General features: G+C 56.0%; 21 protein-coding genes and 2 tRNA genes. 11 read left to right on the top strand and 12 right to left on the bottom strand.

Annotated features, from left to right (window positions below):
- Positions 1-2 precede the first annotated feature (2 nt).
- From MPQ_RS10930 to MPQ_RS10915, 4 genes are all read left to right on the top strand, one after another.
- Entirely contained in the window at positions 3-512 is a 510-nt protein-coding gene (locus MPQ_RS10930; protein WP_013443004.1) for a TPM domain-containing protein, read from the top strand.
- Entirely contained in the window at positions 493-1,140 is a 648-nt protein-coding gene (locus MPQ_RS10925) for a hypothetical protein (protein ID WP_013443003.1), read from the top strand. The genes MPQ_RS10930 and MPQ_RS10925 overlap by 20 nt, the downstream gene beginning before the upstream one ends.
- Before the next feature lie 170 nt (positions 1,141-1,310).
- Entirely contained in the window at positions 1,311-3,035 is a 1,725-nt protein-coding gene (locus MPQ_RS10920; protein WP_013443002.1) for a proline--tRNA ligase, read from the top strand.
- 69 nt (positions 3,036-3,104) lie between these two features.
- Entirely contained in the window at positions 3,105-3,716 is a 612-nt protein-coding gene (locus tag MPQ_RS10915; RefSeq protein ID WP_013443001.1) for a lytic transglycosylase domain-containing protein, read from the top strand.
- 15 nt (positions 3,717-3,731) lie between these two features.
- On the opposite strand, the gene MPQ_RS10910 is transcribed toward MPQ_RS10915, so the two are convergent.
- Together MPQ_RS10910 and queA are read right to left on the bottom strand one after the other, a co-directional pair.
- The gene (locus MPQ_RS10910; RefSeq protein ID WP_041362349.1) at positions 3,732-4,622 is read right to left on the bottom strand and encodes a hypothetical protein; all 891 of its coding nucleotides are present in this window, start codon (positions 4,620-4,622) and stop codon (positions 3,732-3,734) included.
- A 172-nt stretch (positions 4,623-4,794) separates the two neighbouring features.
- Positions 4,795-5,850, bottom strand: coding sequence for a tRNA preQ1(34) S-adenosylmethionine ribosyltransferase-isomerase QueA (gene queA, locus MPQ_RS10905; RefSeq protein WP_013442999.1), 1,056 nt, complete (start codon positions 5,848-5,850; stop codon positions 4,795-4,797).
- A gap of 35 nt (positions 5,851-5,885) precedes the next feature.
- On the opposite strand from queA, the gene MPQ_RS10900 reads away from it, so the two are divergent.
- A tRNA-Leu gene (locus MPQ_RS10900) sits at positions 5,886-5,970 on the top strand.
- Between the two features lie 178 nt (positions 5,971-6,148).
- Here MPQ_RS10900 and alkB read toward each other — a convergent pair.
- Entirely contained in the window at positions 6,149-6,787 is a 639-nt protein-coding gene (alkB, locus tag MPQ_RS10895) for a DNA oxidative demethylase AlkB (protein WP_013442998.1), read from the bottom strand.
- A gap of 227 nt (positions 6,788-7,014) precedes the next feature.
- On the opposite strand from alkB, the gene MPQ_RS10890 reads away from it, so the two are divergent.
- A complete protein-coding gene (locus tag MPQ_RS10890) occupies positions 7,015-8,712 on the top strand; it encodes a sulfatase-like hydrolase/transferase (RefSeq protein ID WP_013442997.1) in 1,698 nt (565 codons plus the stop codon).
- Between the two features lie 31 nt (positions 8,713-8,743).
- Here MPQ_RS10890 and MPQ_RS10885 read toward each other — a convergent pair.
- Positions 8,744-8,820: transfer RNA gene (locus MPQ_RS10885), tRNA-Arg, on the bottom strand.
- Between the two features lie 114 nt (positions 8,821-8,934).
- On the opposite strand from MPQ_RS10885, the gene MPQ_RS10880 reads away from it, so the two are divergent.
- Together MPQ_RS10880 and MPQ_RS10875 are read left to right on the top strand one after the other, a co-directional pair.
- A complete protein-coding gene (locus tag MPQ_RS10880) occupies positions 8,935-9,897 on the top strand; it encodes a cytochrome c5 family protein (protein ID WP_013442996.1) in 963 nt (320 codons plus the stop codon).
- Between the two features lie 49 nt (positions 9,898-9,946).
- Positions 9,947-10,801 carry a symmetrical bis(5'-nucleosyl)-tetraphosphatase gene (locus MPQ_RS10875; RefSeq protein ID WP_013442995.1) on the top strand — a complete coding sequence of 285 codons (855 nt, stop codon included), beginning with the start codon at positions 9,947-9,949 and terminating at the stop codon, positions 10,799-10,801.
- Here the strand turns inward: MPQ_RS10875 and MPQ_RS10870 are convergent.
- The 5 genes from MPQ_RS10870 to MPQ_RS10850 form a co-directional block, all read right to left on the bottom strand.
- On the bottom strand, positions 10,754-11,512 hold the full coding sequence (locus MPQ_RS10870) for a 1-acyl-sn-glycerol-3-phosphate acyltransferase (RefSeq protein WP_015830819.1): 759 nt from the start codon (positions 11,510-11,512) through the stop codon (positions 10,754-10,756). The genes MPQ_RS10875 and MPQ_RS10870 overlap by 48 nt on opposite strands.
- The gene (locus MPQ_RS10865; RefSeq protein WP_013442993.1) at positions 11,513-12,262 is read right to left on the bottom strand and encodes a GNAT family N-acetyltransferase; all 750 of its coding nucleotides are present in this window, start codon (positions 12,260-12,262) and stop codon (positions 11,513-11,515) included.
- A 173-nt stretch (positions 12,263-12,435) separates the two neighbouring features.
- Positions 12,436-12,855, bottom strand: coding sequence for a glycine zipper 2TM domain-containing protein (locus MPQ_RS10860; protein WP_369750517.1), 420 nt, complete (start codon positions 12,853-12,855; stop codon positions 12,436-12,438).
- 45 nt (positions 12,856-12,900) lie between these two features.
- Complete coding sequence (locus tag MPQ_RS10855) at positions 12,901-13,842, bottom strand: carbohydrate kinase family protein (RefSeq protein WP_041362347.1); 942 nt, start codon at positions 13,840-13,842, stop codon at positions 12,901-12,903.
- 74 nt (positions 13,843-13,916) lie between these two features.
- On the bottom strand, positions 13,917-14,480 hold the full coding sequence (locus MPQ_RS10850) for a TetR/AcrR family transcriptional regulator (protein ID WP_013442990.1): 564 nt from the start codon (positions 14,478-14,480) through the stop codon (positions 13,917-13,919).
- A gap of 194 nt (positions 14,481-14,674) precedes the next feature.
- Between MPQ_RS10850 and MPQ_RS10845 the strand changes: the two genes are divergently transcribed.
- A complete protein-coding gene (locus MPQ_RS10845; RefSeq protein ID WP_013442989.1) occupies positions 14,675-15,199 on the top strand; it encodes an SRPBCC family protein in 525 nt (174 codons plus the stop codon).
- 53 nt (positions 15,200-15,252) lie between these two features.
- Here MPQ_RS10845 and MPQ_RS10840 read toward each other — a convergent pair whose 3' ends face one another.
- From MPQ_RS10840 to MPQ_RS10830, 3 genes are read right to left on the bottom strand one after another with little or no spacing between them, the layout of a single operon-like run.
- Positions 15,253-16,011, bottom strand: a complete 759-nt coding sequence (locus MPQ_RS10840; protein ID WP_013442988.1) for a hypothetical protein — start codon at positions 16,009-16,011, stop codon at positions 15,253-15,255.
- Positions 16,012-16,013: 2 nt separating this feature from the next.
- Positions 16,014-16,427, bottom strand: a complete 414-nt coding sequence (gene hemJ, locus MPQ_RS10835) for a protoporphyrinogen oxidase HemJ (protein WP_013442987.1) — start codon at positions 16,425-16,427, stop codon at positions 16,014-16,016.
- Positions 16,428-16,429: 2 nt separating this feature from the next.
- Entirely contained in the window at positions 16,430-16,945 is a 516-nt protein-coding gene (locus MPQ_RS10830) for a peroxiredoxin (protein WP_013442986.1), read from the bottom strand.
- Positions 16,946-17,144: 199 nt separating this feature from the next.
- On the opposite strand from MPQ_RS10830, the gene MPQ_RS10825 reads away from it, so the two are divergent.
- Both MPQ_RS10825 and MPQ_RS10820 read left to right on the top strand, forming a co-directional pair.
- Positions 17,145-20,957, top strand: a complete 3,813-nt coding sequence (locus MPQ_RS10825; RefSeq protein WP_049821905.1) for a DUF3683 domain-containing protein — start codon at positions 17,145-17,147, stop codon at positions 20,955-20,957.
- A gap of 141 nt (positions 20,958-21,098) precedes the next feature.
- Entirely contained in the window at positions 21,099-21,479 is a 381-nt protein-coding gene (locus tag MPQ_RS10820) for a hypothetical protein (protein ID WP_013442984.1), read from the top strand.
- Positions 21,480-21,498 lie beyond the last annotated feature (19 nt).

The raw sequence follows: 21,498 nt of genomic DNA, 5'->3' as shown, positions 1-21,498 counted from the left end.
TCATGCTGAAAAAATCCGGATTTTCACGTTTCATGGCCCACTTGCTGGCAACGCCATGGCACTTCAAGCGCCACTTCAGCCAGCAGGCACTTGTCAATATTGAGAAGGCTACCGCCGCGAGCGAACGCTCACATAATGGCGAAATTCGTGTGGTGGTGGAGGGCAGTCTTTCGCCCATGCATATCCTGCAAGGGGTCACGCCGCGTCATCGCGCCATTGAGCTGTTTTCGCAATTGCGGGTATGGGATACCGCGGCCAATAATGGCGTGCTGATTTACCTGTTGCTTGCGGATCGCGATGTGGAAATCATCGCCGATCGCGGCATCCACCAGCATGTGGGCGAAGCGGGCTGGGAAGCAATCTGCCGCGAAATGGAAGCCATGTTTCGCCAGGGGCATTTCGAAACCGGCGTTCTGCATGGGATTAGCCGTATAGGCGCCGCCTTGGAGCAGCACTTTCCCCCCACTTCTGATGATCAGAACGAGTTGCCTGATGCGCCGCTGGTTCTCTGATTCTGGCGCCTCAGTTGCCAGATTTGCCAGTGCGCTTGCCGCGTTCTGCCTGCTGTTATCCTCCCCTGCCTGGGCCGATAGCGCGGCACTGACGCAGGTATTGCAACAAAAACCCACGCTGGAAGGCTTTGACATGTGCTACGGCGGCGGCTGTGCCGCCATGGCGCGCATTACGCTGAGCGCCGAAGAATGGCAGCGCGTGGTGCAGGTCTTTACTCCCACGCCGGAAAATGCAGCCGCCGAACGTGTGGCCATCAGCCACGCGCTGGGGGAAATGGAACAGATGGTGGGAGCCAAAACCGGTACATCCGTCGACAAGGCGGGGACCTTTGGTGTCTGGGGCAAGCCCGGCCAGCTGGATTGCAATGACGAGGCCGCCAATAGCACCGCCTACATGAAGCTGATGCTGAAAGAGGGCCTGATCCGTTTTCACGATATTCTGGATACCAAGCGCCGCGGCTTCTTTCTTAATGGCTGGCCGCATACCACCGCCGCCATACTTGATCGCGCCTCGGGCGAGCGCTTCGCCGTGGATTCCTGGTTTTACGATAACGGCCAGCCGGCGGTGATTGTTCCGCTGGAGCAATGGAAGTCGGGCTGGAAGCCGGAAAACAGCCCCGCCCGCTGAGCATCGCGTGCGGGCTGCTGGCGTGTTTTTCGTTGTATTTGATTTAATCCCGCACGCAATCCGGGTCGTTTTTGCCTCGTGAAACGCCTCTCGGCTGACTTCGCGGGCATTTCTCTATAAAATCCACACCTTAAGTTTTCTTCCATCCCCCATTTTTTTAAGAGTTACTCATGCGCGCCTCTCAGTTTTTTATTGCCACCCAAAAAGAAGCCCCACAGGAAGCCGAGCTGCCCAGTCATAGACTGATGCTGCGAGCCGGCCTGATCAAGCGCCTGGGCTCTGGCCTCTATACCTGGATGCCGCTGGGGTTGCGCGTATTGCGCAAGGTGGAAACCGTGGTGCGCGACGAAATGAACAAGGCCGGTGCGCTGGAACTGCTGATGCCTGCGGTGCAGCCTGCCGAACTGTGGCAGGAAACCGGGCGCTGGGATGTGTTTGGTCCCCAGATGCTGAAGATTACTGACCGCCACGAACGTTCCTTCTGTTTCGGCCCTACGCACGAAGAAGTGATCACCGATCTGGCGCGGCGCGAAATCAAGAGCTACAAGCAATTGCCGCTCAACTTTTACCAGATCCAGACCAAGTTCCGCGATGAAATTCGCCCCCGCTTTGGCGTGATGCGTGCCCGCGAATTTGTCATGAAGGATGCCTATTCCTTCCATACCAGCCTGGAATCGCTGGAGGCAACCTATGCCACCATGTATCAGGCCTATAGCAATGTCTTCAACCGTCTGGGCCTGAAATTCCGCGCAGTGCGTGCCGATACCGGCGCCATCGGCGGCGATGGCTCACATGAGTTTCATGTGCTGGCGGATTCAGGTGAAGATGCGCTGGCTTACTGCCCCGCCTCTGACTACGCCGCCAACGTGGAGCTGGCAGAAGCCCTGCCACCAGCGGCACCACGCGCTGCCGCGCAGGAAACCCTGCGTGAAGTGGATACCCCCAAGCAGACCGCCTGCGAAGATGTCGCCGCCTTGCTGGGAATCAGCGTCACCCGTACGGTGAAGGCAATTGCCCTGATGGTGGCGCATGGTGAAGGCCAATCCCGTTTTGTGCTGGCGCTGTTGCGTGGCGACCATAGCCTGAATGAGATCAAGCTGGCCAAGCAGCCTGGCTTTGCCGATTTCCGCTTTGCCACTGAAGAAGAAATCCGCGCGCATCTGAATTGCCCTCCCGGCTTTATCGGCCCGGTAGGCGTGAGTGCCGAAGTGAGCGTTATTGCCGACCACACCGTGGCCGCCATGAGCGATTTTGTCTGTGGTGCCAACAAACCCAAGTTCCATCTGGCGGGCGTCAACTTTGGTCGCGATTTGCCTGAGCCTTCGCTGGTGGCGGATATCCGCAATGTAATCAATGGCGACCCCAGTCCCGATGGCAAGGGTGTGCTCGAGCTGTGCCGTGGCATTGAAGTCGGCCATATTTTCCAGTTGCGTACCAAATACGCTGAAGCTATGAACGCGACCTACCAGGCCGAAAATGGCGAGCTCAAGATCATGGAAATGGGCTGCTACGGTATTGGTGTATCCCGCATCGTGGGCGCGGCGATTGAGCAGGGCAATGATGCCCGCGGCATTATTTTCCCTGCCGCCATGGCGCCTTTCAGTGTGGCGATTGCGCCTATCGGCATGGATAGAAGCGATGCCGTCAAAGACGCTACGCTGGCGCTGTATGCAGAACTGCAGCAGGCCGGCATTGATGTGTTGCTGGATGACCGTGGCGAACGGCCTGGCGTCATGTTTGCTGATCTGGAACTGATCGGTATCCCGCACCGCGTGGTGATTGGCGACCGTGGCCTGAAGGAAGGCCAGGTCGAGTATCAGGCACGTACCGATGAGCAGGCGCAGTCTGTTGCGCTGAGCGAAATTGTCAGCAAGCTCAAGCAGGCACTGGCCTGAGGTTTGGCTTTTATGTGGGCTGCGGGCTAAACCTGCAGTGTGTTGCGCCGTAACAGACTGATGATGAGGATGCGCGCATTGAATAAACTCTGTATATCCGGCTGGCTGGCGTGGGCACTCTTAAGTGCGTTGCCTGCCCACGCCGGTGCGCAGAAAGAAGAGCCGCTCTCGAATAGTGTACGGGCGCTGATGCAGAAGTCCGTCAGCGATCTGGCCGCGCCCAGACTGGTGTTTGCCAGTGAGGTGGAAGGCCAGCGCTGGATGCAGGACATGTCGGAACGTTTGAAAAAGCGCATGCCGGACCAGACCATGCGCGAGGATTTTTTACGGTCTGTGCATTACGAGGCCTCGCGTGCGGGGCTGGATCCGCAAATGGTGCTGGGCTTGATTCAGGTGGAAAGCGGCTTCAAGAAATATGCGGTGTCGGAAGTCGGCGCGCGCGGCTTCATGCAGGTCATGCCGTTCTGGGTGCGCAGCATAGGCTCGCCGGAGCACAACCTGTTTCACCTGCGCCTGAATCTGCGCTATGGCTGTACCATCCTGCGGCATTATCTGGATATCGAAAATGGGGATTTGTACCGGGCGCTTGGCCGCTACAACGGCAGCCTGGGCCAGCCGGAATATCCCAATATGGTATTAAGCGCCTGGCGCAATAACTGGAGCTATCGCCCCGGTTACTAGCACCAGGCATTGGGGTCAGGGGGCGACCTGGTCCGACACTTTGAATCCCAGATACGTCCCGAATTCTCCTTCGCGTTCTGCGTACACGAACACCATGCCATTGCTGTAGCCAACGCCGTTGTAATGGTTTTGCGATAACAGCTTGAGCGTGGGTGGCAGCGCGCTCTTGCCCACCAGTTTGCCATTCAGATCAAATACCAGCACGGCTTTGTGGTCGACATCCAGCACGGCCAGTTCTTCGCCTGTAATGCCTGTGTAGGCAATGAAGTGATCGCTGATGTCATCAAATCTGGCGCCCGCAGCATTCAGATCCAGCACGATCTCGCTCACTTTTTCGCGTTGCTTGGGGTCTACGACCCACACCCGGTTACTGCGCTCCTGCTTGGCATAGTAGCGCTGGTTTTTTGCATCGTAGCTTGGCATGGTGGCCGCATCGCCAAACGCCGGGTTGAAGCTGATAATGTCGCGCGTATTTTCCGTCAGCTCACCCTTGTCATTGATTTCCAGCGAGTAAATGCCGGTACCCGGTGTAAAGCCGGCGCTGCTGGAGACATTGTAGGTAATGGTTTCGATGAGCTGGGTGTTGGGATTGAAATAGATGGCGCGGTTATCCAGGCCGGGCAGGGCGGATTGCAGGTATTTGCCGCTGGCGTCAAACACATGTACCTCCGAGCGCGAGGTGGTGATGTCCATGGAGCCCGGTACCGGGCCCAGGCCGCCATCGGCGACAAAATAACGCTGATGTAGTGGCGAATAGGCAACGCCCATCGGCCGGGTAGTTGGTTTCTTTGCCAGCGGGATGCGTACCCCGATCTGGGCTTCAGGCAGCACCTGGGCGCTAGCAGGCAGAGCCAGCCAAAGGCTGGCAAACAAGGCGGATATGGCAGTAAAGCGATTTAACGTCATGGCAACTCTCATCTCACTCTCAAATTCACGGCGCATTGTGGTCATGGCCTGGGTCATCTGTCGGGATTCGGTCCCGCTCAGGATTGGGAAGAATACCCGATTATGAAGCGCACAGGCAGCAGGAGTTCCGTTGCCCACCCTGGGCATGCACAGCTTGTTGCTTTTGCGGCTGCTAACCGGGGGTGGGCGCTTGTTCGATGGATTCCCGACGTTCCAGCAGCATGGCATCGCCGTAGCTGAAAAAACGGTAACGGCTGGCAATAGCATGGGCATAGGCCGCGCGAATATTCTCCACCCCGGCAAAGGCCGATACCAGCATCATGAGCGTGCTTTTGGGCAAGTGAAAGTTGGTCAGCAAGCGCTCGACCACCTGAAAGCGGTAACCGGGCGTGATGAAAATGTCGGTTTCGCCACTGCCTGCGACCAGAGCCCCTGAGCGCGCTGCGCTTTCCAGGGCACGCAGGGCGGTGGTGCCAACGGCAGTAATCTTGTGCCCGGCAGCGCGCGCGGTATTGATCAGATCGACGGTGGCAGGCGGTACGGTATAAATCTCGCTGTGCATGCGATGCTCGCTGATATCATCCACGCGCACGGGCTGAAACGTACCCGCGCCTACATGCAGGGTAACGTAGGCGATCTGTATGCCAGCCGTCTGCAGACGATCCAGCATGGCCTGGTTGAAATGCAGGCCGGCCGTGGGCGCAGCAACGGCGCCCGGCGTTCTGGCATAAACGGTCTGGTAACGCTCATCGTCTTCGGCATCGGCCGCATGGGTAATATAGGGTGGCAAGGGCAGGGCGCCATATTGATCAAGCAGATCTAGCAAAGGTGTGGTGTGCTCCACTTCAATCAGGAACAGGTCGTCCTGACGCTCGATCACGCGTGCGGGAATGCCATCGCCAATAAAGATGCGGCTGCCAGGCTTGGGCGAGCGCGATGCGCGAATATGCGCTAGCGCTCTATGCGTATCCAGCGGCCGCTCAATCAGCAGCTCAATGCTACCGCCACTTTCCTTGTGGCCTTGCAAGCGGGCTTTGATCACGCGCGTATCATTGAATATCAGCACGTCGCCCGCGTTTAAAAACTGCGGAAGTTCGCGAAACTGATGGTCGGCAATGGCGCCGCTATTGCCATCCAGCCTTAAAAGGCGGCTGCCATCACGCTCGGCGGCAGGGAATTGGGCGATCAGTTCTTCAGGCAGGAAAAAATCAAAATCTTCGGTTCGCATATTGCTCAAGCTTTGTTATAATCGCGTTCCACTCAGCCGGGGTGGCGGAATTGGTAGACGCAGCGGACTCAAAATCCGCCGCCGCAAGGTGTGGGGGTTCGAGTCCCCCCCCCGGCACCACAAAAAGTTATTTTACCATAATAAACAATGGCTTAAAAATAACGATCCTGTTGTAAATCTCTCGTTTGATAATGTTCCCCAGTAGTTCCAAGTCGGTAGCAAGACGCTGAATTTTCACGTTTTTGGCGAGCCAAATGCTTAGCTTCATCTCGCCCTCAGGTGACATGCACTCACGGGTTTAGCCCGCCTTGCGAAACGTCAGGTTGATGCGGTCTTCCCCTGTCAGCGGGTGCTGCTGCGGCTTGATGGGTAACACGCCATGAAACCGTAAGCGGTCTTCACCACCCCACACCAGGACATCGCCATGTTGCAGGCTGATACGCGATGCTTTTTCGCTGCGCTGCATGCCTCCCAGTTGAAACACCGCACTTACGCCCAGCGATACCGAGACGATGGGCGCGCTGTAATCCACCTCGTTTTTGTCCTGATGCAAACTCATGCGTGTGCCGGGCGCGTAGCGATTGATCAGGCAGGCATCCGGCAAAAACCCTTCAAATCCGCAGAGCGCAGCTGCTTCGGCGGCCAACTGCTGCATGGCGAGTGGCATGGCTGGCCACGGCTGATCTGTCAGTGGATCGATAGGGCTGTAGCGATAGCCTTTGCGGTCGCTGACCCAGCCCAGCGGACCACAGTTGCTCATCGCCACCGACATGGTAAATCCCCCAGGCGTCTGCATGTGGCGCAAGGGCGAGCGACGCAGGATAGCCTGGATATCACGCCACAGAATGTCCTGCCGGGCGAGTGCAAATCCAGCAAGCATAAATGTGGCCGCTGCCAGTGCTTGTGGTGCGTCAGAGGCAAAAAGATCACGACTCATGAGATATCTGCTGCTTATCCTTTAACGAGGATGGAGTAAGTGGAATGCAGGCAGCGCCTGCCTATGGAATTCCGTGGGTATGCGCTTGAGACGTTTTTTGCAGGATGAGGTTGCCGGGTCTGCAAAAAATGCCAGGGCGGTGCACCGGGATTTTAGAATAACATTCGTTAAATCATATGCTTGCTTAAAAATTCTCTGTAGGCCTGCTCGTTGCAAGCACATGCAGCATGCCCAGTTTACTTCTCTCTTCTTTCGTCGGGCGCGGCCGCAATGCAGGCTGGCGTCCTTTTGTTTTTATCCTGCTGCTCAGTTTGTTAAGCGCCGCCCTGCTAATGGCGGACGATCTGCTGTTTCATGCGATGGGTGGCGCGCATTATGCCGTGTTTGAGCCTGTCTATGGGCTGGTCATCTGGCTGCTGGCGCTGGGGTTCTGGTTGTGTCGCCAGCGATGGCTGGTGGCACTGGTGCTTATGCTGTTCGTCTTCATGCAAATCATCCAGTTTGCCAACCTGGCGTTTACCGGCGAGCCGCTCAGCGTCAGTGATCTGCAAAACGCCCTGCAAAATCCGGAGGATATCCGCCAGGCGCTGCAGGCCAGCTGGGCGCCTTATGCCTGGGTGCTGGTCGTAGTGGGGTTGCCGTATGCGGCACTTTTTCTGTTGCATGGCTGGCTGCAGCCCCGTCTGGGGCTTCCGTATTTCAGTCTGGCGTGGTTACTGATATTGCTCATTCTGGCGGCAAAGCCAATACGCGCCAGTTATCGCGATCTGGAAGACTTTTTGCCCGGCCCCACGCGCAGCGCTTTGCACAACAGCATGAATGTCTTTTCATTTTTTGCCGTCAAGGGCTTGCAAGGTGACACCATAGCGCCCGCCTCTGAGATGCACGCCATGGTGCCTTATCGCATGACGCGGCAAGCTTCGCCCTCCATGCCTCGGCATATCTGGCTGGTGGTGGCCGACTCCTTGCGACCGGACCGCATGAGCCTCTACGGCGCCAGCCGACAGACCACGCCGCACCTGCAACGCTGGATGCGCCAGATGAACGGGATACGGCTGAAGGGCATTGCCGCCGGGGTGAGCACGGCTGTCAGCCTGCCTGCATTAATGAATGTGATCCGCGAGCCCGGACAGGAAGCCTGGATGAAAGACAAGCGGCATAATCTGTTTCGTCTGGCGCAAGAGCAGGGCTATGAAACCTATTGGTTGTCATCGCAGGAGTCCAAGCTACTCACCTATCTCGGTCGGCCTTTCATCGATCACGTGGTAACCCGAGAAAGTCGCATGGTCGGCTTCATGCAGCGCCGCGATGCTCTGCTGGCCGATATTATCGAAAAGCAAATGCCCACGGATAAAAGCTTCGCCGTTTTCAATATGCGCGCCGTGCATTTTCCCTACGAAGAAAACTACCAGCAGGATCGCGCCTTTACACCGCCCTGGCCCACGACCAGTGAACTCAGCCATGAAACCCGCATGCTTAACGCCTACGATAACACCATGCTGCATTGGGATGGCGTCATGGATCGCATCCTGCGTGCTTTTTCAAAGCTTGATGGCGAGAAGTATCTGATTATTACCGCCGACCATGGGCAGCTGCTGGGAGAGGAGGGCCGCTGGGGCCATAACCGGCTGCAACCTGAGGTGGTTGAGATCCCGATGATGGTCCTCAGTGGCAATACCGCGCAACCCGCGGACCTCGTTCAGGATTCATGGGTCAGTCATTATGAACTTGGCCTGTGGCTGGCTCAACGCCTGGGCGTGCAGATTAATAACCCCAATGCGGACGTCACCCTGCATTTTAATCACGGCGACCAGTTGCTTGGTGACCGGTTCGTACTACCCATCCGGGAATGGCCGGATCGGATTGAATACCATGCGCCCGTACTGCTGAGTACGCTGAAGCCCCGGCAAGCGGCGGATAGATGACGTTTGAAAAGAAATTCTGGAGCTTAAAATCTGGCGCGCCCGACAGGAGTCGAACCTGTGACCTTTGGCTTCGGAAACCAACACTCTATCCAACTGAGCTACGGGCGCGTATAGAAATACTGCGAACAAGATTATAGCAAATGCACGCTAGCTTGTCCTTTTACCTGTAGGCGCTTCAACGTATAATCACTACTTTTCGTATGGGTATAAGGGTTTATCGTCATGGGTGAGCATCATCACGAATTTCCAAAAACAACAGTGACGCAGGTGGTGCTGGCTACCTTGGGGGGATTGTTTGCACCCGCGCTGGTGATTTTTCTGATTGTTAAGATGTTGTTTGGTATACAGGCTTCGCATCTGGTGGATGCAGACCCTGCTATTCAGCAAGCCGTGGTTGAAGAGCGCATCAAGCCGGTTGCGCAGGTGGAAGTAGCTGACAACAGCGGTCCGCATGTGGACAAAACGGGTGAACAAGTTGTGACGGCTGTCTGTTCTGCCTGTCACGCTGCCGGTGCATTGGGTTCGCCCAAGATTGGCGACAAGGCTGCCTGGGGCCCACGTATTGCCCAAGGGTATGAGACCCTGATCAAGCACGCCATTGAAGGTATTCGTTCCATGCCTGCGCGTGGCGGTAATCCGGACCTGACCGACAATGAAGTTGCCAATGCCGTGGCTTATATGGCAAATCAGGCTGGTGCAAGTTTCAAGTCGCCTGAGCTGGGTGGTGCCTCACATGGTGGCGCAGCGCCTGCCGCCGCCGCTGAAGCTGCCCCTGCTGCTGCGCCAGCCGCGGCTCCCGTTGCTGCCGCTCCTGCACCAGCTCCTGCTGCACAAGCCAAGGCTGCAGCCCCAGCGGCTCCTGCTGCTCCGGCGGAAGAAGCCAAGCCAGTCGTGGTTGCAGAAGCTCCTAAACCTGCTGCCAGTGGCAAGTCTGGCGAGGAAGTGGTCAAGGGCGTTTGCGCCATGTGCCATGCGGGCGGTCTGATGGGCGCGCCTAAAATCGGTGACAAGGATGGTTGGGCACCACGTATTGCGCAAGGCTACGATACTCTGGTGCAACATGCGATTCATGGTATTCGCATGATGCCAGCCAAGGGTGGCAATCCCGGTTTGAGTGATGCGGAAGTTGCCCGTGCGGTGGCTTATATGGCAAACCAGGGCGGCGCCAACTTCAAGGCCGACTAATTTGATCATGCGGTGCTGCCATGCAGCATCGCTTAAGTGAGTTCATGCTATGGCAACCTACGCAATCGGTGATCTGCAAGGTTGCCATTTTTCATTTCAGCATCTGCTGAGCCATATTCAATTTGACCCTGCCCGCGATCGCCTCTGGCTGGTGGGCGATCTCATCAATCGCGGCGGACATTCCCTGCAAGTATTGCGCTGGTTGCATCAGCACCGGCAATCCATCGTCGCCGTGCTGGGCAATCACGATCTGCATGCGCTGGCAGTAGCCGAAGGGTTTGTGCAGCCGCACCGAAGTGATACCTTGCAGGAAATACTGGACGCGCCCGACCGCGATGACCTTCTGAATTGGCTGCGCAGCTTGCCGCTGGTGCATGCTGAGGCGGAGTATCTGATGGTGCATGCGGGTTTGTTGCCGCAATGGAGCGCTACGGACGCACTGGCGCTGGGTGCCGAGGTGGCTGAAGCCCTGCGTGGGCCTGACTATCACGACTTTCTTCGCCATATGTATGGCAACCATCCGGTTGCCTGGGATGATAGCCTGCGTGGCATGGACCGGCTGCGAATGATCACCAACGCCATGACACGCTTGCGTATCTGCACGCTGGCGGGGGAAATGGACTTCAAGTTCAAGAGCGAGCTGGATGAGATTCCTGCAGGTTATGTGCCGTGGTTTGAGGTGCCACACCGGCGCTCTGTCGATACCGCCATCGTGTTTGGGCACTGGTCAGCCCTGGGGTTGCAGCAGCGGGATAATCTTTTCGCGCTCGACACTGGATGCTTGTGGGGTGGCAGCCTCACCGCCATGCGCCTGGAAGACCGGACCATTTTTCAGGTGCCCTGCAGCCCGGAAGACTCACCCCGCAAGATCAAGCCGGCTGGCAATCGCTTGCCTGGCCTGTAGCGTCAGGCTGCGCCTGTCATGCCCGGCGGGGCTGATGGGCGGCGCAAAGTCGAGTTCCACAACGGGTTTGCGGCATGCCAGTACCTTGGCAATCGACTGCATCAGGGTGATGTCTCCCCAATATGCCATCTCGGTATTTGCACTGCCATCTTCCCGCGGGTAGCGAATCGCTACCGGCCATACCATGCTGTCGGCATCAATCGCGGCTTGCATCAGGCTGCCCTTGAAGGGTTTCAGCTCGGTGCCATCCGTCGTCGTGCCTTCGGGGAAATAACAAAGGCAATCGCCGGCCTGCAGGCTGCTCACCGCTTCAGCCACCATGCGCGACGTATCCTGCTTGCGCTGGCGGTCTATGAAGAATGTATTCACCTTGCGCGCAAACCAGCCAAATACCGGCCAGTCCCGCACTTCAGATTTCGCGATAAAACGCACTGTGCGCACACTGTTGAGCGCATGGATGTCGACCCAGGAAACATGGTTGCCGACCAGCATGGCGGAGGCGATGTCCGGATGCGGTGGCGATCCTTTCACCACCACGCGGATGTTCATGACCTGCATCAAACCACGTGCCCAGCGGCTGATCACCCGGTCGCGCTGCCGCGCACTGAGGCGCGGCAACAGCAGGGTGGCAATCAGCATGCCATTGAACATGTGCAGGACGATACGGATTACCCGGAAAATGCGGGTGATAGGGGAGCTTGGTTTTTCCAATTATTTGAAGAAGTGAGCCGCATAGCGCTTGTTGATACGCGACAAAGGTAACATGACCAGCATGTCTGCGGTATTGAAATCTGGATCCCAGGCTGGCTCGCCGCAGATGTAGGCGCCCAGGCGTAAATAGCCCTTGATCAGCGGTGGGCAATTCACGTCAAGCGAGGTCTGCAGCGCGTTCAGTGGCAATGGGCAACGTGGGAAAACACGATATTCCGGCGGGCTGAGGTGATCCTGCGCCAGTTGTGTATACAGGCTGGCTGCCATGTGGCCGCCATCGGCCATGCCCACGCTGCCGCAACCTATCATGTACTCATAGCGGTGCGTTTGCATGTATTTGGCAAGGCCTGCCCACAGCAGGGTAATGGTGCCGCCCATGCGATAGTCCGGGTGTACGCAGGCGCGGCCTACTTCCACGGTGCGATCAAACAGATGTTGCAAACGGCTCAGGTCAAACTCACCCGCGGAATAGTAACCACCGGCTTCAGCGGCCATGGTGGGGTTCAGAATACGATAGGTGCCAACGACTTCGCCGCTTTTTGTTTCACGTACCAGCAAATGATCGCAAAAGGCATCGAAGCCATCACGGTCCAGACCGTCCTGCCCATTGATGCGGGCGCCCATTTCTTCAGCAAATATCTTGTAGCGCAAACGTTGTGCTTCTGCAATTTCGGAAGGATTGCGCGCCAGAGTCACGTGCAGATGGCTGGGCTCGCTGTGCAAGCCGGTTGAGACATGCTTTTCTAGCAATTGAATCTCTCCTGCTGATTTAAGATAGGAGAGAATTTACGAATCTTTTATGACGGAACGGTGACGGCCATTTGAAGCTTGCATGAATCGCCTGTCGGGAGTGATGGCGGCAACGGGCAAAATAAAACCCGGCAATCTCTCGCCGGGTTTTATGGGGTGCAGATAATGTCTGCTTAGTGGCTGACGCGAGTGGTGCCGCCGCTTTCCAGAATACGCACACGTTCGCCAGGCTGGAACTGGTCGTCTGCTTCCTGCACTACGGCGATCATGGTGCCGCTATCCAGCTTGACGGTGATCTCCAGACCATCCTTGCGGGTCAGGCCTTCTTCTGCCGCCGAGCCTGCCAGGCCGCCGACAATCGCGCCCAATACGGTAGCAATCGCCTGGCCTTTGCCACCACCGATTGTACTGCCTGCCACGCCACCGACCACGGCGCCGCCAGCGGTGCCGACCGGCGATTTGGTGCCTTCCAGCTTGACGGTACGTACGCTTTCCACGACACCCATTTTGACCGTTTGTACCTTGCGAGCTTCATCCCGGCTATACACGCTGCCAGAGTTTGAACTGGCGCATGCGCCCAGCATGGCCAGCATGACTGCAATCCCCACTAATTTCACTGTATTCACTTAATGACTCCTTTAACCCAGATTGATTGAGCTGCCAAATGCCTGTTGATACCTCTGTGCGATTTCTTCGCGGCTTGGCTGATGGTTTTGTGCACCGCGATGCGCAATTTTAATTGCCCCCATCACCGAAGCCAGCTGCCCGCTCTGTTGCCAGTCCCAGCCTTGGCTGATGCCGTAAAGCAAGCCCGCGCGGTAGGCATCGCCACACCCGGTAGGGTCGGTCACGGCTGAAGCTTCAACGCATGGAATATGCAGGCGTTTACCTTCCGTGTATATGTGTGACCCCTCGCTACCCAGTGTCACGATCAATGCCTTTACCTTGCCAGCAATGGTATCAAGGGTAAGACCGGATTTTTCCTGCAGAAGTTGCGCCTCGTAATCATTGACGGCCACATAGTCGGCCAGCTCAATGAAATGCAGCAGTTCTTCACCATTGAACATGGGCAGGCCCTGGCCCGGGTCAAACAGGAAGGGGATGCTCGCATCCTTGCATTCCTGGGCGTGAAGGAACATGGCATCGCGGCCATCAGGCGCAATAATGGTGAGGCTGACATCTTTGGCATCGTGCACGCTATTGCTGTGCGCTGCGCTCATGGCGCCAGGGTGGAAAGCCGTGATCTGGTTGTCATCCTGATCGGTAGTAATGAAAGCCTGTGCGGTGAAGGTCTCGGGAATCACCTTGATATGCGCGCTATCCAGCGACTGTTTGTCCAGCCATTTGCTGTAGGGCTGAAAGTCTTCGCCGACGGTCGCCATGATCAAGGGTGCGCCGCCCAAGAGTTGCAGATTGTAGGCAATGTTGCCGGCAGTGCCGCCAAATTCGCGCCGCATTTCCGGCACAAAAAAGCAGACATTCAGCATGTGAATTTTTTCGGGCAGGATGTGATTCTTGAAGCTGTCCCCAAACACCATGATGGTGTCGTAAGCCATCGAGCCGCAGATCAGAGTTTTCATTATGTGGGCTAAGAAGATAAAGCCACATTATCAGCGAGTAGCGGCTCGCCGGGCAAGTGCGCTGACGCGCTATGTCAGCTTTTAAGTGCGTTATCGATCAGGACTTTGGCAGCTTTTTTGGCATACTTCACTGCACCTGAGCCGCGCTTCATCTGTTCGGCCTGCATGGCGCCTTCAATCAGCAGCGACAATTGCAGGGCCAGACCTTCGGTATCCTGAATGCCGGCTTCGCTGGCAAGGGTAGCCAGATACTGCCGGAATTGCCGGGATTGCTCGGCCGACAGGCGGTGCACCGGATTCTCTTCATTGGGGAACTCGGCAGAGGCTTTGAGAAAGGCCATGCCGCGGAAGTCAGGCGACGTTACCCATTCTTCAATGAAGTCGAATAACTTTTGCAGTTTTTCAGCGGGCTTTTTGGTGTTGGTCTCGAACTTCTGCTGCAGCCAGGATTGAAAGTCCTGATGGCCTTGCTGCAATACTTCCAGAATCAAGTCTTCCTTGCTGTGAAAGTATTTGTACAAGGTCATTTTGGTGGTGCCGGCGACGGCGACTATGGTGTCGACGCCGGTAGAGTTGATGCCCCGTGTCTGGAAGAGATCGGTAGCCACACTAAGTATTTTTGCCCGTAATGGAGACATGGTCTGGTGTTTCCTGATGATGATTAAATTCTATCGTAAAGCATTCAATAAATATACAAATCTGTATATTTTTATGCAGCGCCCTTATTCATCCATAAAAACGGGATTTTTTCACAGGCGCCAGGCGAAAAAGTCATGTACAGTCCTTGCGCCGTAAGTCATGCGGCCATTTTCATTTGTTAACCGAGGTATGTATGCGTACACTTAAAAGAGCTTTAGTTCTGGCTGCTTTTGCTTTACCGGTGGTATCAATCGCGGCGATTGATGAAACCCTGCGAATCCGTGAAACCATCGAAATCAATGCCCCTGCTGACAAGGTTTGGGCACATGCCGGAAACTTCGCCGATATGTCCTGGCATCCCGCTGTGGCTAAAACCACGCTGTCCGGTGGCACTGCCAATGCTGCAGGCGCCCAGCGTGTACTCGTGCTCAAAGATGGCGGCACCATTCACGAAACGCTCACGGAGTTTGATGATGCGAATCATGTGTTGAAATACACCATCACGGAAAGCGTGCTGCCGCTGCGTGAATATGACTCCACGCTGCAAGTGCAAGCAGTGGGCGAAGGCAAAACCAAAGTGACTTGGAAGAGCATGTTCAAGCGCAAGGATCCAGCGCATGAGCCCAAAGCCGGGGAAGATGACAAGACTGCACGTGATACGGTGACTTCCATTTATCAAAGCGGCCTGCAAAATCTTAAAGCACTGTCCGAAAAATAATACTGCACGCTATACGTAATAAAGCCGGCATTGGCCGGCTTTATTATTTATCACTAACTCGTTGAGTTTTTCATCAGCATCGGCGTGTAGTTGCAGCTGACTTGCTGCAACAGTTTGTTTACAACATCCTGATCGCTGACCTTGGTCGATACCTTGCCGTTCACAACATACTCAATATAAATTCCACGTTCCGATTCGGGCAGCACCAGTGCTTGCGGGTAGTCGCAGCTTCCTGTGCGCATCTGTTCAATTTTGGCGTACATGGCTGCCGTGCGGGCCGGATTGGCGACCGAGAAATCAGGGGCCATGCGCGTCTCCACGGGTTTTGCCGAAGAATTCAAGGCTGCGACGATAAATGGCCCTGAGGGCTGGAATTCGCTTTGCAAAGCGATGCTGGTGCTGCCCAGCAAGGTAAACAAACCTGCTGCCATGGCATAAGCCAGCACCTTGCCTGCAGGCTTATGCTCAGGTGCCTGAGCTTGTAACATGGCGTCGGCTGCAATACGGGCATGGTGCAGCGCGCGTGAGGTGGGGGAGGCCAGTTCCGTTTCAAGCGCTTGCTGCATCATGAAGTAAAGTTGCTGCGCCAGCAGGTCCGGCATTTCTATCGCCATGGCTTGCGTCTGGATTTGCATGAAACGCAGCATGGCGCTATCTGCGGGAATGTCTGCTTCGCCGGACAGCGCTATCGGATTGCTGGCGGCTTCTGCGAGAAGATCAAACGCATTCAGCAGGCGCTGGCCAGGGTTGCTCGAGGATTTTTGTATCCTGGCGATCAGCAGCTCCGAGTTGAATAATGGATGGGCTGGCATGGCTAGAAGGGTTTCACTTCAACCAGGATGACAATGGCAATTAGCGCCAGCACCGGAGCTTCGTTAAGCCAGCGGTAAAACACATGGCCGTGCTGATTGCGGTCGTGGGCGAAGTCACGCACGAGCTTGCCGCAATACAGGTGGTAGAGCACCAGCAATACCACCAGCGATACCTTGGCATGCAGCCAGCCGCCAGTGAATCCATAGCCCAGCCACAGCCACAGCCCAAAGGCGATGGTCAGCACCGCGCCGGGGGTCATGATGCCGTAGAACAGCTTGCGCTCCATGATTTTGAAACGGGCCTTGCTGGTCTCGTCGCTGGACATGGCGTGATAAACGAAGAGCCGTGGCAAATAAAACAGCCCTGCGAACCAGGTCACCATGAAAATGATGTGCCACGCCTTGATCCAGAGCATGGCTAGCCTTTTGTACCCAGTTGTTGATCCAGCAGTTGATGCAGGGATTTGAAATCAAGCTCGCCTATGGCTTTGCGGATGATTTTGCCATCTTTGTCCAGCACGAAGGTGGTAGGCGTGACGCGCACTTCGTTGAATTGCATGCTCATGTCACCGCTGTCGTCATGGGTGACTTTAAATGGCAGAGAATTTTTGGCGGTGTAATTTTTGACCTGATCAATAGGATCATAGGGCATGGCGATCGCCACGACCTCAAAGCCACGCTCATGATATTGATGCCAGGTCTGTATCAGTGCTGGCATTTCCGCAATACAGCCGGGGCAATCCGTCGCCCAGAAATTGACCAGCACCACTTTGCCACGCAGATCCTGCATGCTGGAGGTTTTACCATCCAGGGTGGTAAAGCTGATATTCGGCGCAGTGGGCTTGCTGGCCAGCGTGTAGGCAAGAAAGCCTAGCAGCAGGACCAGCAACAAGGGGAATAGCAGTTTGCGAGGGGAGTTAAATAAGGATTTCATCTTTAAATATGAGCGATCTGCGATGCACGCGTTATTGTCGTGGGTTTGCTGGAGCTTGTCATCAGGAATCTGCGCCTGTAAATGGACGACTGTATGAATTTTGCATCACGCATAAGCTTAATACCTGACAAATTCAGTCTGCTAATAAACTGCAATGTTGCCCATGGTATAATTGGGCTTTTGGTTACCTTCCAAATTCATGACCACCCGCTTACGCGAAATCCCGTATAACTACACCTCGTTTTCAGACCGCGAAATCGTTATCAGATTCCTCGGTGAAGATATCTGGAACGTTCTCAACGAATTGCGCGGCGAACGGAAAACCGGCCGCTCCGCACGCATGCTGTTTGAGGTGCTGGGCGACCTCTGGGTCGTTTCCCGCAATCCTTATCTGCAGGATGATCTGCTTGCGAACAAAAAACGTCGCCAAGCCCTGATCAGCGCATTGCATCATCGCATCAAGGCCATTGACGAGCGTAGCCAGGGCAATCCGCTGGTGTTGCGCTTGATTGCCGCGGCGCGCAAAGCGGTAGATGTGTTTGAGCAGGATTTCAAGCAAACCGAAAGTCTGCGTAAAAAAGCCTTGTCCCGACTGGGCAAGATCACGCGCAAGGACAATATCCAGTTTGATGGGTTGGCGCGCGTTTCGCACGTGACCGATGCTACCGACTGGCGTGTTGAATACCCGTTTGTGGTGCTGACACCAGACACCGAGCACGAAATGGCAGCGCTGGTGCGTGCCTGTATCGAACTCGGTCTGACGATCATCCCACGTGGCGGTGGTACTGGTTATACCGGCGGTGCTGTGCCGCTGACACCATTGTCTGCCGTGATCAATACCGAGAAACTGGATACCCTGGGTGCCGTTGAAATGCGCACCCTGCCTGGCGTAGGTCGCCAGGTGCCGACCATCCATTGCGGCGCTGGTGTTGTGACGCGCCGTGTGATGGAGGCCGCCACGGCCGCCGGGCTGGAATTTGCCTGCGATCCTACCTCTGCCGATGCGTCTTGTATCGGCGGTAACGTCGCCATGAATGCCGGTGGCAAGAAAGCCGTGCTCTGGGGCACGGCGCTGGATAATCTCGCCTCATGGCGCATGGTGACGCCCGATGCCAACTGGCTCGAGGTGGAGCGTCTTGACCATAACCTGGGCAAGATTCATGACATTCCGGTCGCCCGTTTCCGCATTACGCGCTTTGCCGAGGATGGCAAAACCATGCTCGCCGAACCGGAAATTCTGGAAATTCCTGGCCCCAGCTTCCGCAAGACCGGACTGGGCAAGGACGTGACGGACAAATTCCTCTCGGGCTTGCCTGGTATACAGAAGGAAGGCTGCGACGGCCTGATTACCTCGGCTACCTTCATTCTGCATCGTATGCCCAAGCATGTGCGTACCATCTGCCTTGAGTTTTTTGGGCACGTGGCGCTCGGCGTGCCTGCGATTGTCGAGATCAAGGATTACCTGGATGCGCACCCCAATACTCTTCTGGCAGGTCTGGAGCATCTGGATGAGCGCTATCTGAAAGCTGTGGGCTATGCCACCAAGGCAACCCGCAACGAGCGCCCCAAGATGGTGTTGCTGGCCGATATTGCCAGTGACGATGAAAACGGCGTAGGCGAAGCCGCATCGCATATCGTGCGGCTGGCCAATGCGCGCGGCGGTGAAGGCTTTATCGCAGTCTCGGGTGAAGCGCGCAAGAAATTCTGGCTGGATCGTGGCCGTACGGCGGCGATTGCCAAACATACCAATGCCTTCAAGATCAATGAAGATGTGGTGATTCCGTTGCCACGTCTGGGCGATTATTCGGACGGCATCGAGCGCATCAATATCGAGTTGTCGATCAAGAACAAGCTCAAACTGGCCGATGCACTGGAAACCTTCCTGCAAGGCGATCTGCCCTTGTATCAGGACGACGATACGCAGGCCGATCCTGAAATGCTGGTTGCCAAGCGTGCCCAGTCTCTGGCGCTGGTGGACAAGGTGCGCACCCATTGGCGCACTATCCTGGAAAACCTGGATGCGCCGGTCAGCATTCTGGGTAGCGAATACGCGGATATTGCCACTGAAAACGTCTTCCGCGCCGTGCAGGAGCATCAGGTTCGCGTGTCCTGGAAGCGCGAGCTGAAGAAGCCGCTGCACCAGATATTCACCGGCCGTGAATACCAGAAGATCCTGGAGCGGGCGGACGAAATCCACAAGCAGGTGCTCAAGGGCCGCGTGTTCGTGGCGCTGCACATGCATGCGGGCGACGGCAACGTCCATACCAATATTCCAGTCAATTCTGATGACTATGAAATGATGCATGCCGCGCATGAAGCCGTGGCGCGCATCATGAAGCTGGCCGAAAGCCTGGATGGCGTGATTTCCGGCGAGCACGGTATTGGCATTACCAAGATGGCGTTCCTTGACCAGAAAGCCATTTCGACCTTTGCTGATTACAAGCAGAAGGTGGATCCGGAAGGGCGCTTCAACAAAGGCAAGCTGATGGCAGGCTCCGGCCTGGATGGGGCTTACACGCCATCGTTTGGGTTGCTGGAGCAGGAATCCATCATCATGGAGCAATCGGCGATCGGCGATATTGCCGACTCGATCAGCGATTGCTTGCGTTGCGGCAAGTGCAAACCGGTATGTACCACACACGTGCCCCGCGCCAATTTGCTGTATTCGCCACGCAACAAGATCCTCGGTACCTCGTTGCTGATTGAGGCTTTCCTCTATGAGGAGCAGACGCGCCGTGGCATTTCGATCAAGCACTTTGACGAGTTCAACGATGTGGCCGACCATTGCACGGTATGCCATAAATGCCTGAACCCTTGCCCGGTCGATATCGATTTCGGCGATGTGTCGATTGCGATGCGCAACTTCCTGCGCGAGCAGGGCAAGAAGCATTTCAATGCCGGCACTACCGTGTCCATGGCTTTCCTCAACGTCAAGGATCCGGCCACCATCAAGCTGATGCGCACGGCCATGATAGGCTGGGGTTACAAGCTGCAGCGGCTGGGACATCAGGTGTTCAAGAAGCTGGGCCTGATTGGCAACATCAAGAAGAAACCACCCGCTACCCTGGGCAAGCCCGAAATCAAGGCGCAGGTGATTCACTTCATCAATCGCCCCATGCCCAAAGCCATGCCGACCAAGACATCGCGTGCCTTGCTGGGTCTGGAAGATGACACGATAGTGCCGATCATCCGCAATCCGCAGAAGACGACGGAAGAATCGGATGCCGTGTTCTACTTCCCGGGTTGTGGTTCGGAGCGCTTGTTCTCGCAGGTGGGGCTTGCTACCCAGGCCATGCTGTATGAAACCGGTGCTACCACCGTGCTGCCGCCTGGCTATCTGTGTTGCGGTTACCCGCAGACATCCAGCGGCAACCACGACAAGGGGCAGCAGATCACGGCAGAAAACCGCGTGCAGTTTCATCGCATTGCCAATACGCTGAACTATCTGGATATCAAGACCGTGATTGTCTCGTGCGGTACGTGTATGGATCAGCTGCAGAAATACGAGTTCGAGAAGATATTCCCGGGCTGCCGCTTGCTGGATATTCACGAATATCTGATGGAAAAAGGCCTGAAGCTGGAAGGCGTGACGGGTACGCGCTATATGTACCATGACCCTTGCCATAGCCCGATGAAGACCTATCAGCCGCTCAAGGTGACCAATGCTCTGATGGGGCAGGATGTCGCACTGAATGATCGTTGCTGTGGCGAGTCTGGCACCTTTGCCGTATCGCGTCCCGATATTGCGACCCAGGTCAAAATGCGCAAGCAGGAAGAACTGGAAAAAGGTATGGCCAAGCTGGGCTTGACCCCTGGTGCGCCCGAGCAGGATGTGAAGATACTGACTTCATGCCCATCCTGCTTGCAAGGTCTTGCGCGCTATGGCGAAGATACCGGGGTGCAGGCGGATTACATCGTGGTGGAAATGGCCAAGCACTTGCTGGGCGAAAACTGGATGCAGGATTTCGTGCACAAGGCCAATAATGGCGGGATTGAAAAAGTCCTGCTGTAACACGGTCTGCGGTCGTTGATATGAAAAGCGCAAGGCTATGCCTTGCGCTTTTTTATTGTGAGTTGCACGGGAAAGTTTAGGGTTTACAGGACGCTTTGCCAGCGTATAGTAGCTTGAACTGATACAGGTGAAGGAGTTGCAATGACCAGGTTTGCCCCATTTTTACTGGCCAGCATGGCATTCATCCCTGTTGGTCAATCGATGGCGGAAGAGAGCACGCTAGGTGCCATTCCGGCATTATCCAATAGTAATAATGCATCCTCCGGTGTGGCTGTCAGCCCGCCTGCCCAACTGAATACCCGCTCGCGCCTGTCACCCGTCATTGTGCTGCCGCCAGAAAGTCTGGAGCCGCGTACGCTGGTGGTGCCATTGCCAAGTGAGGGTGGCCCGCCGGTTGTGATGCGCAAGAAAAGTATTGAAGTGGTGCCGAGTTTGCAGCCAGCCTTGCCAAAGTCCAAGGCCAGTCCGGATGCAGGGAATGTCACCGGCAACAGAAAACCTTTGCCGCCTGTCGTGGATTAAGCTGCGCTCGGGCGATGCC

It is taken from the genome of Methylovorus sp. MP688 (assembly GCF_000183115.1).
GTDB lineage: Bacteria > Pseudomonadota > Gammaproteobacteria > Burkholderiales > Methylophilaceae > Methylovorus > Methylovorus glucosotrophus.
The sequence above is the reverse complement of the archived record's forward strand: the minus strand, read 5'-3'. Positions and strand labels throughout refer to the sequence as shown.

What these genes read in the sequence shown, in the direction of transcription:
- MPQ_RS10930 (WP_013443004.1), top strand. Translation starts at nt 3, where the DNA reads ATGCTGAAAAAATCCGGATTTTCACGTTTCATGGCCCACTTGCTGGCA.
- MPQ_RS10925 (WP_013443003.1), top strand. Translation starts at nt 493, where the DNA reads ATGCGCCGCTGGTTCTCTGATTCTGGCGCCTCAGTTGCCAGATTTGCC.
- MPQ_RS10920 (WP_013443002.1), top strand. Translation starts at nt 1,311, where the DNA reads ATGCGCGCCTCTCAGTTTTTTATTGCCACCCAAAAAGAAGCCCCACAG.
- MPQ_RS10915 (WP_013443001.1), top strand. Translation starts at nt 3,105, where the DNA reads ATGCGCGCATTGAATAAACTCTGTATATCCGGCTGGCTGGCGTGGGCA.
- MPQ_RS10910 (WP_041362349.1), bottom strand. Translation starts at nt 4,622, where the DNA reads ATGACGTTAAATCGCTTTACTGCCATATCCGCCTTGTTTGCCAGCCTT.
- queA (WP_013442999.1), bottom strand. Translation starts at nt 5,850, where the DNA reads ATGCGAACCGAAGATTTTGATTTTTTCCTGCCTGAAGAACTGATCGCC.
- alkB (WP_013442998.1), bottom strand. Translation starts at nt 6,787, where the DNA reads ATGAGTCGTGATCTTTTTGCCTCTGACGCACCACAAGCACTGGCAGCG.
- MPQ_RS10890 (WP_013442997.1), top strand. Translation starts at nt 7,015, where the DNA reads ATGCCCAGTTTACTTCTCTCTTCTTTCGTCGGGCGCGGCCGCAATGCA.
- MPQ_RS10880 (WP_013442996.1), top strand. Translation starts at nt 8,935, where the DNA reads ATGGGTGAGCATCATCACGAATTTCCAAAAACAACAGTGACGCAGGTG.
- MPQ_RS10875 (WP_013442995.1), top strand. Translation starts at nt 9,947, where the DNA reads ATGGCAACCTACGCAATCGGTGATCTGCAAGGTTGCCATTTTTCATTT.
- MPQ_RS10860 (WP_369750517.1), bottom strand. Translation starts at nt 12,855, where the DNA reads ATGCTGGCCATGCTGGGCGCATGCGCCAGTTCAAACTCTGGCAGCGTG.
- MPQ_RS10855 (WP_041362347.1), bottom strand. Translation starts at nt 13,842, where the DNA reads ATGAAAACTCTGATCTGCGGCTCGATGGCTTACGACACCATCATGGTG.
- MPQ_RS10850 (WP_013442990.1), bottom strand. Translation starts at nt 14,480, where the DNA reads ATGTCTCCATTACGGGCAAAAATACTTAGTGTGGCTACCGATCTCTTC.
- MPQ_RS10845 (WP_013442989.1), top strand. Translation starts at nt 14,675, where the DNA reads ATGCGTACACTTAAAAGAGCTTTAGTTCTGGCTGCTTTTGCTTTACCG.
- MPQ_RS10840 (WP_013442988.1), bottom strand. Translation starts at nt 16,011, where the DNA reads ATGCCAGCCCATCCATTATTCAACTCGGAGCTGCTGATCGCCAGGATA.
- hemJ (WP_013442987.1), bottom strand. Translation starts at nt 16,427, where the DNA reads ATGCTCTGGATCAAGGCGTGGCACATCATTTTCATGGTGACCTGGTTC.
- MPQ_RS10830 (WP_013442986.1), bottom strand. Translation starts at nt 16,945, where the DNA reads ATGAAATCCTTATTTAACTCCCCTCGCAAACTGCTATTCCCCTTGTTG.
- MPQ_RS10825 (WP_049821905.1), top strand. Translation starts at nt 17,145, where the DNA reads ATGACCACCCGCTTACGCGAAATCCCGTATAACTACACCTCGTTTTCA.
- MPQ_RS10820 (WP_013442984.1), top strand. Translation starts at nt 21,099, where the DNA reads ATGACCAGGTTTGCCCCATTTTTACTGGCCAGCATGGCATTCATCCCT.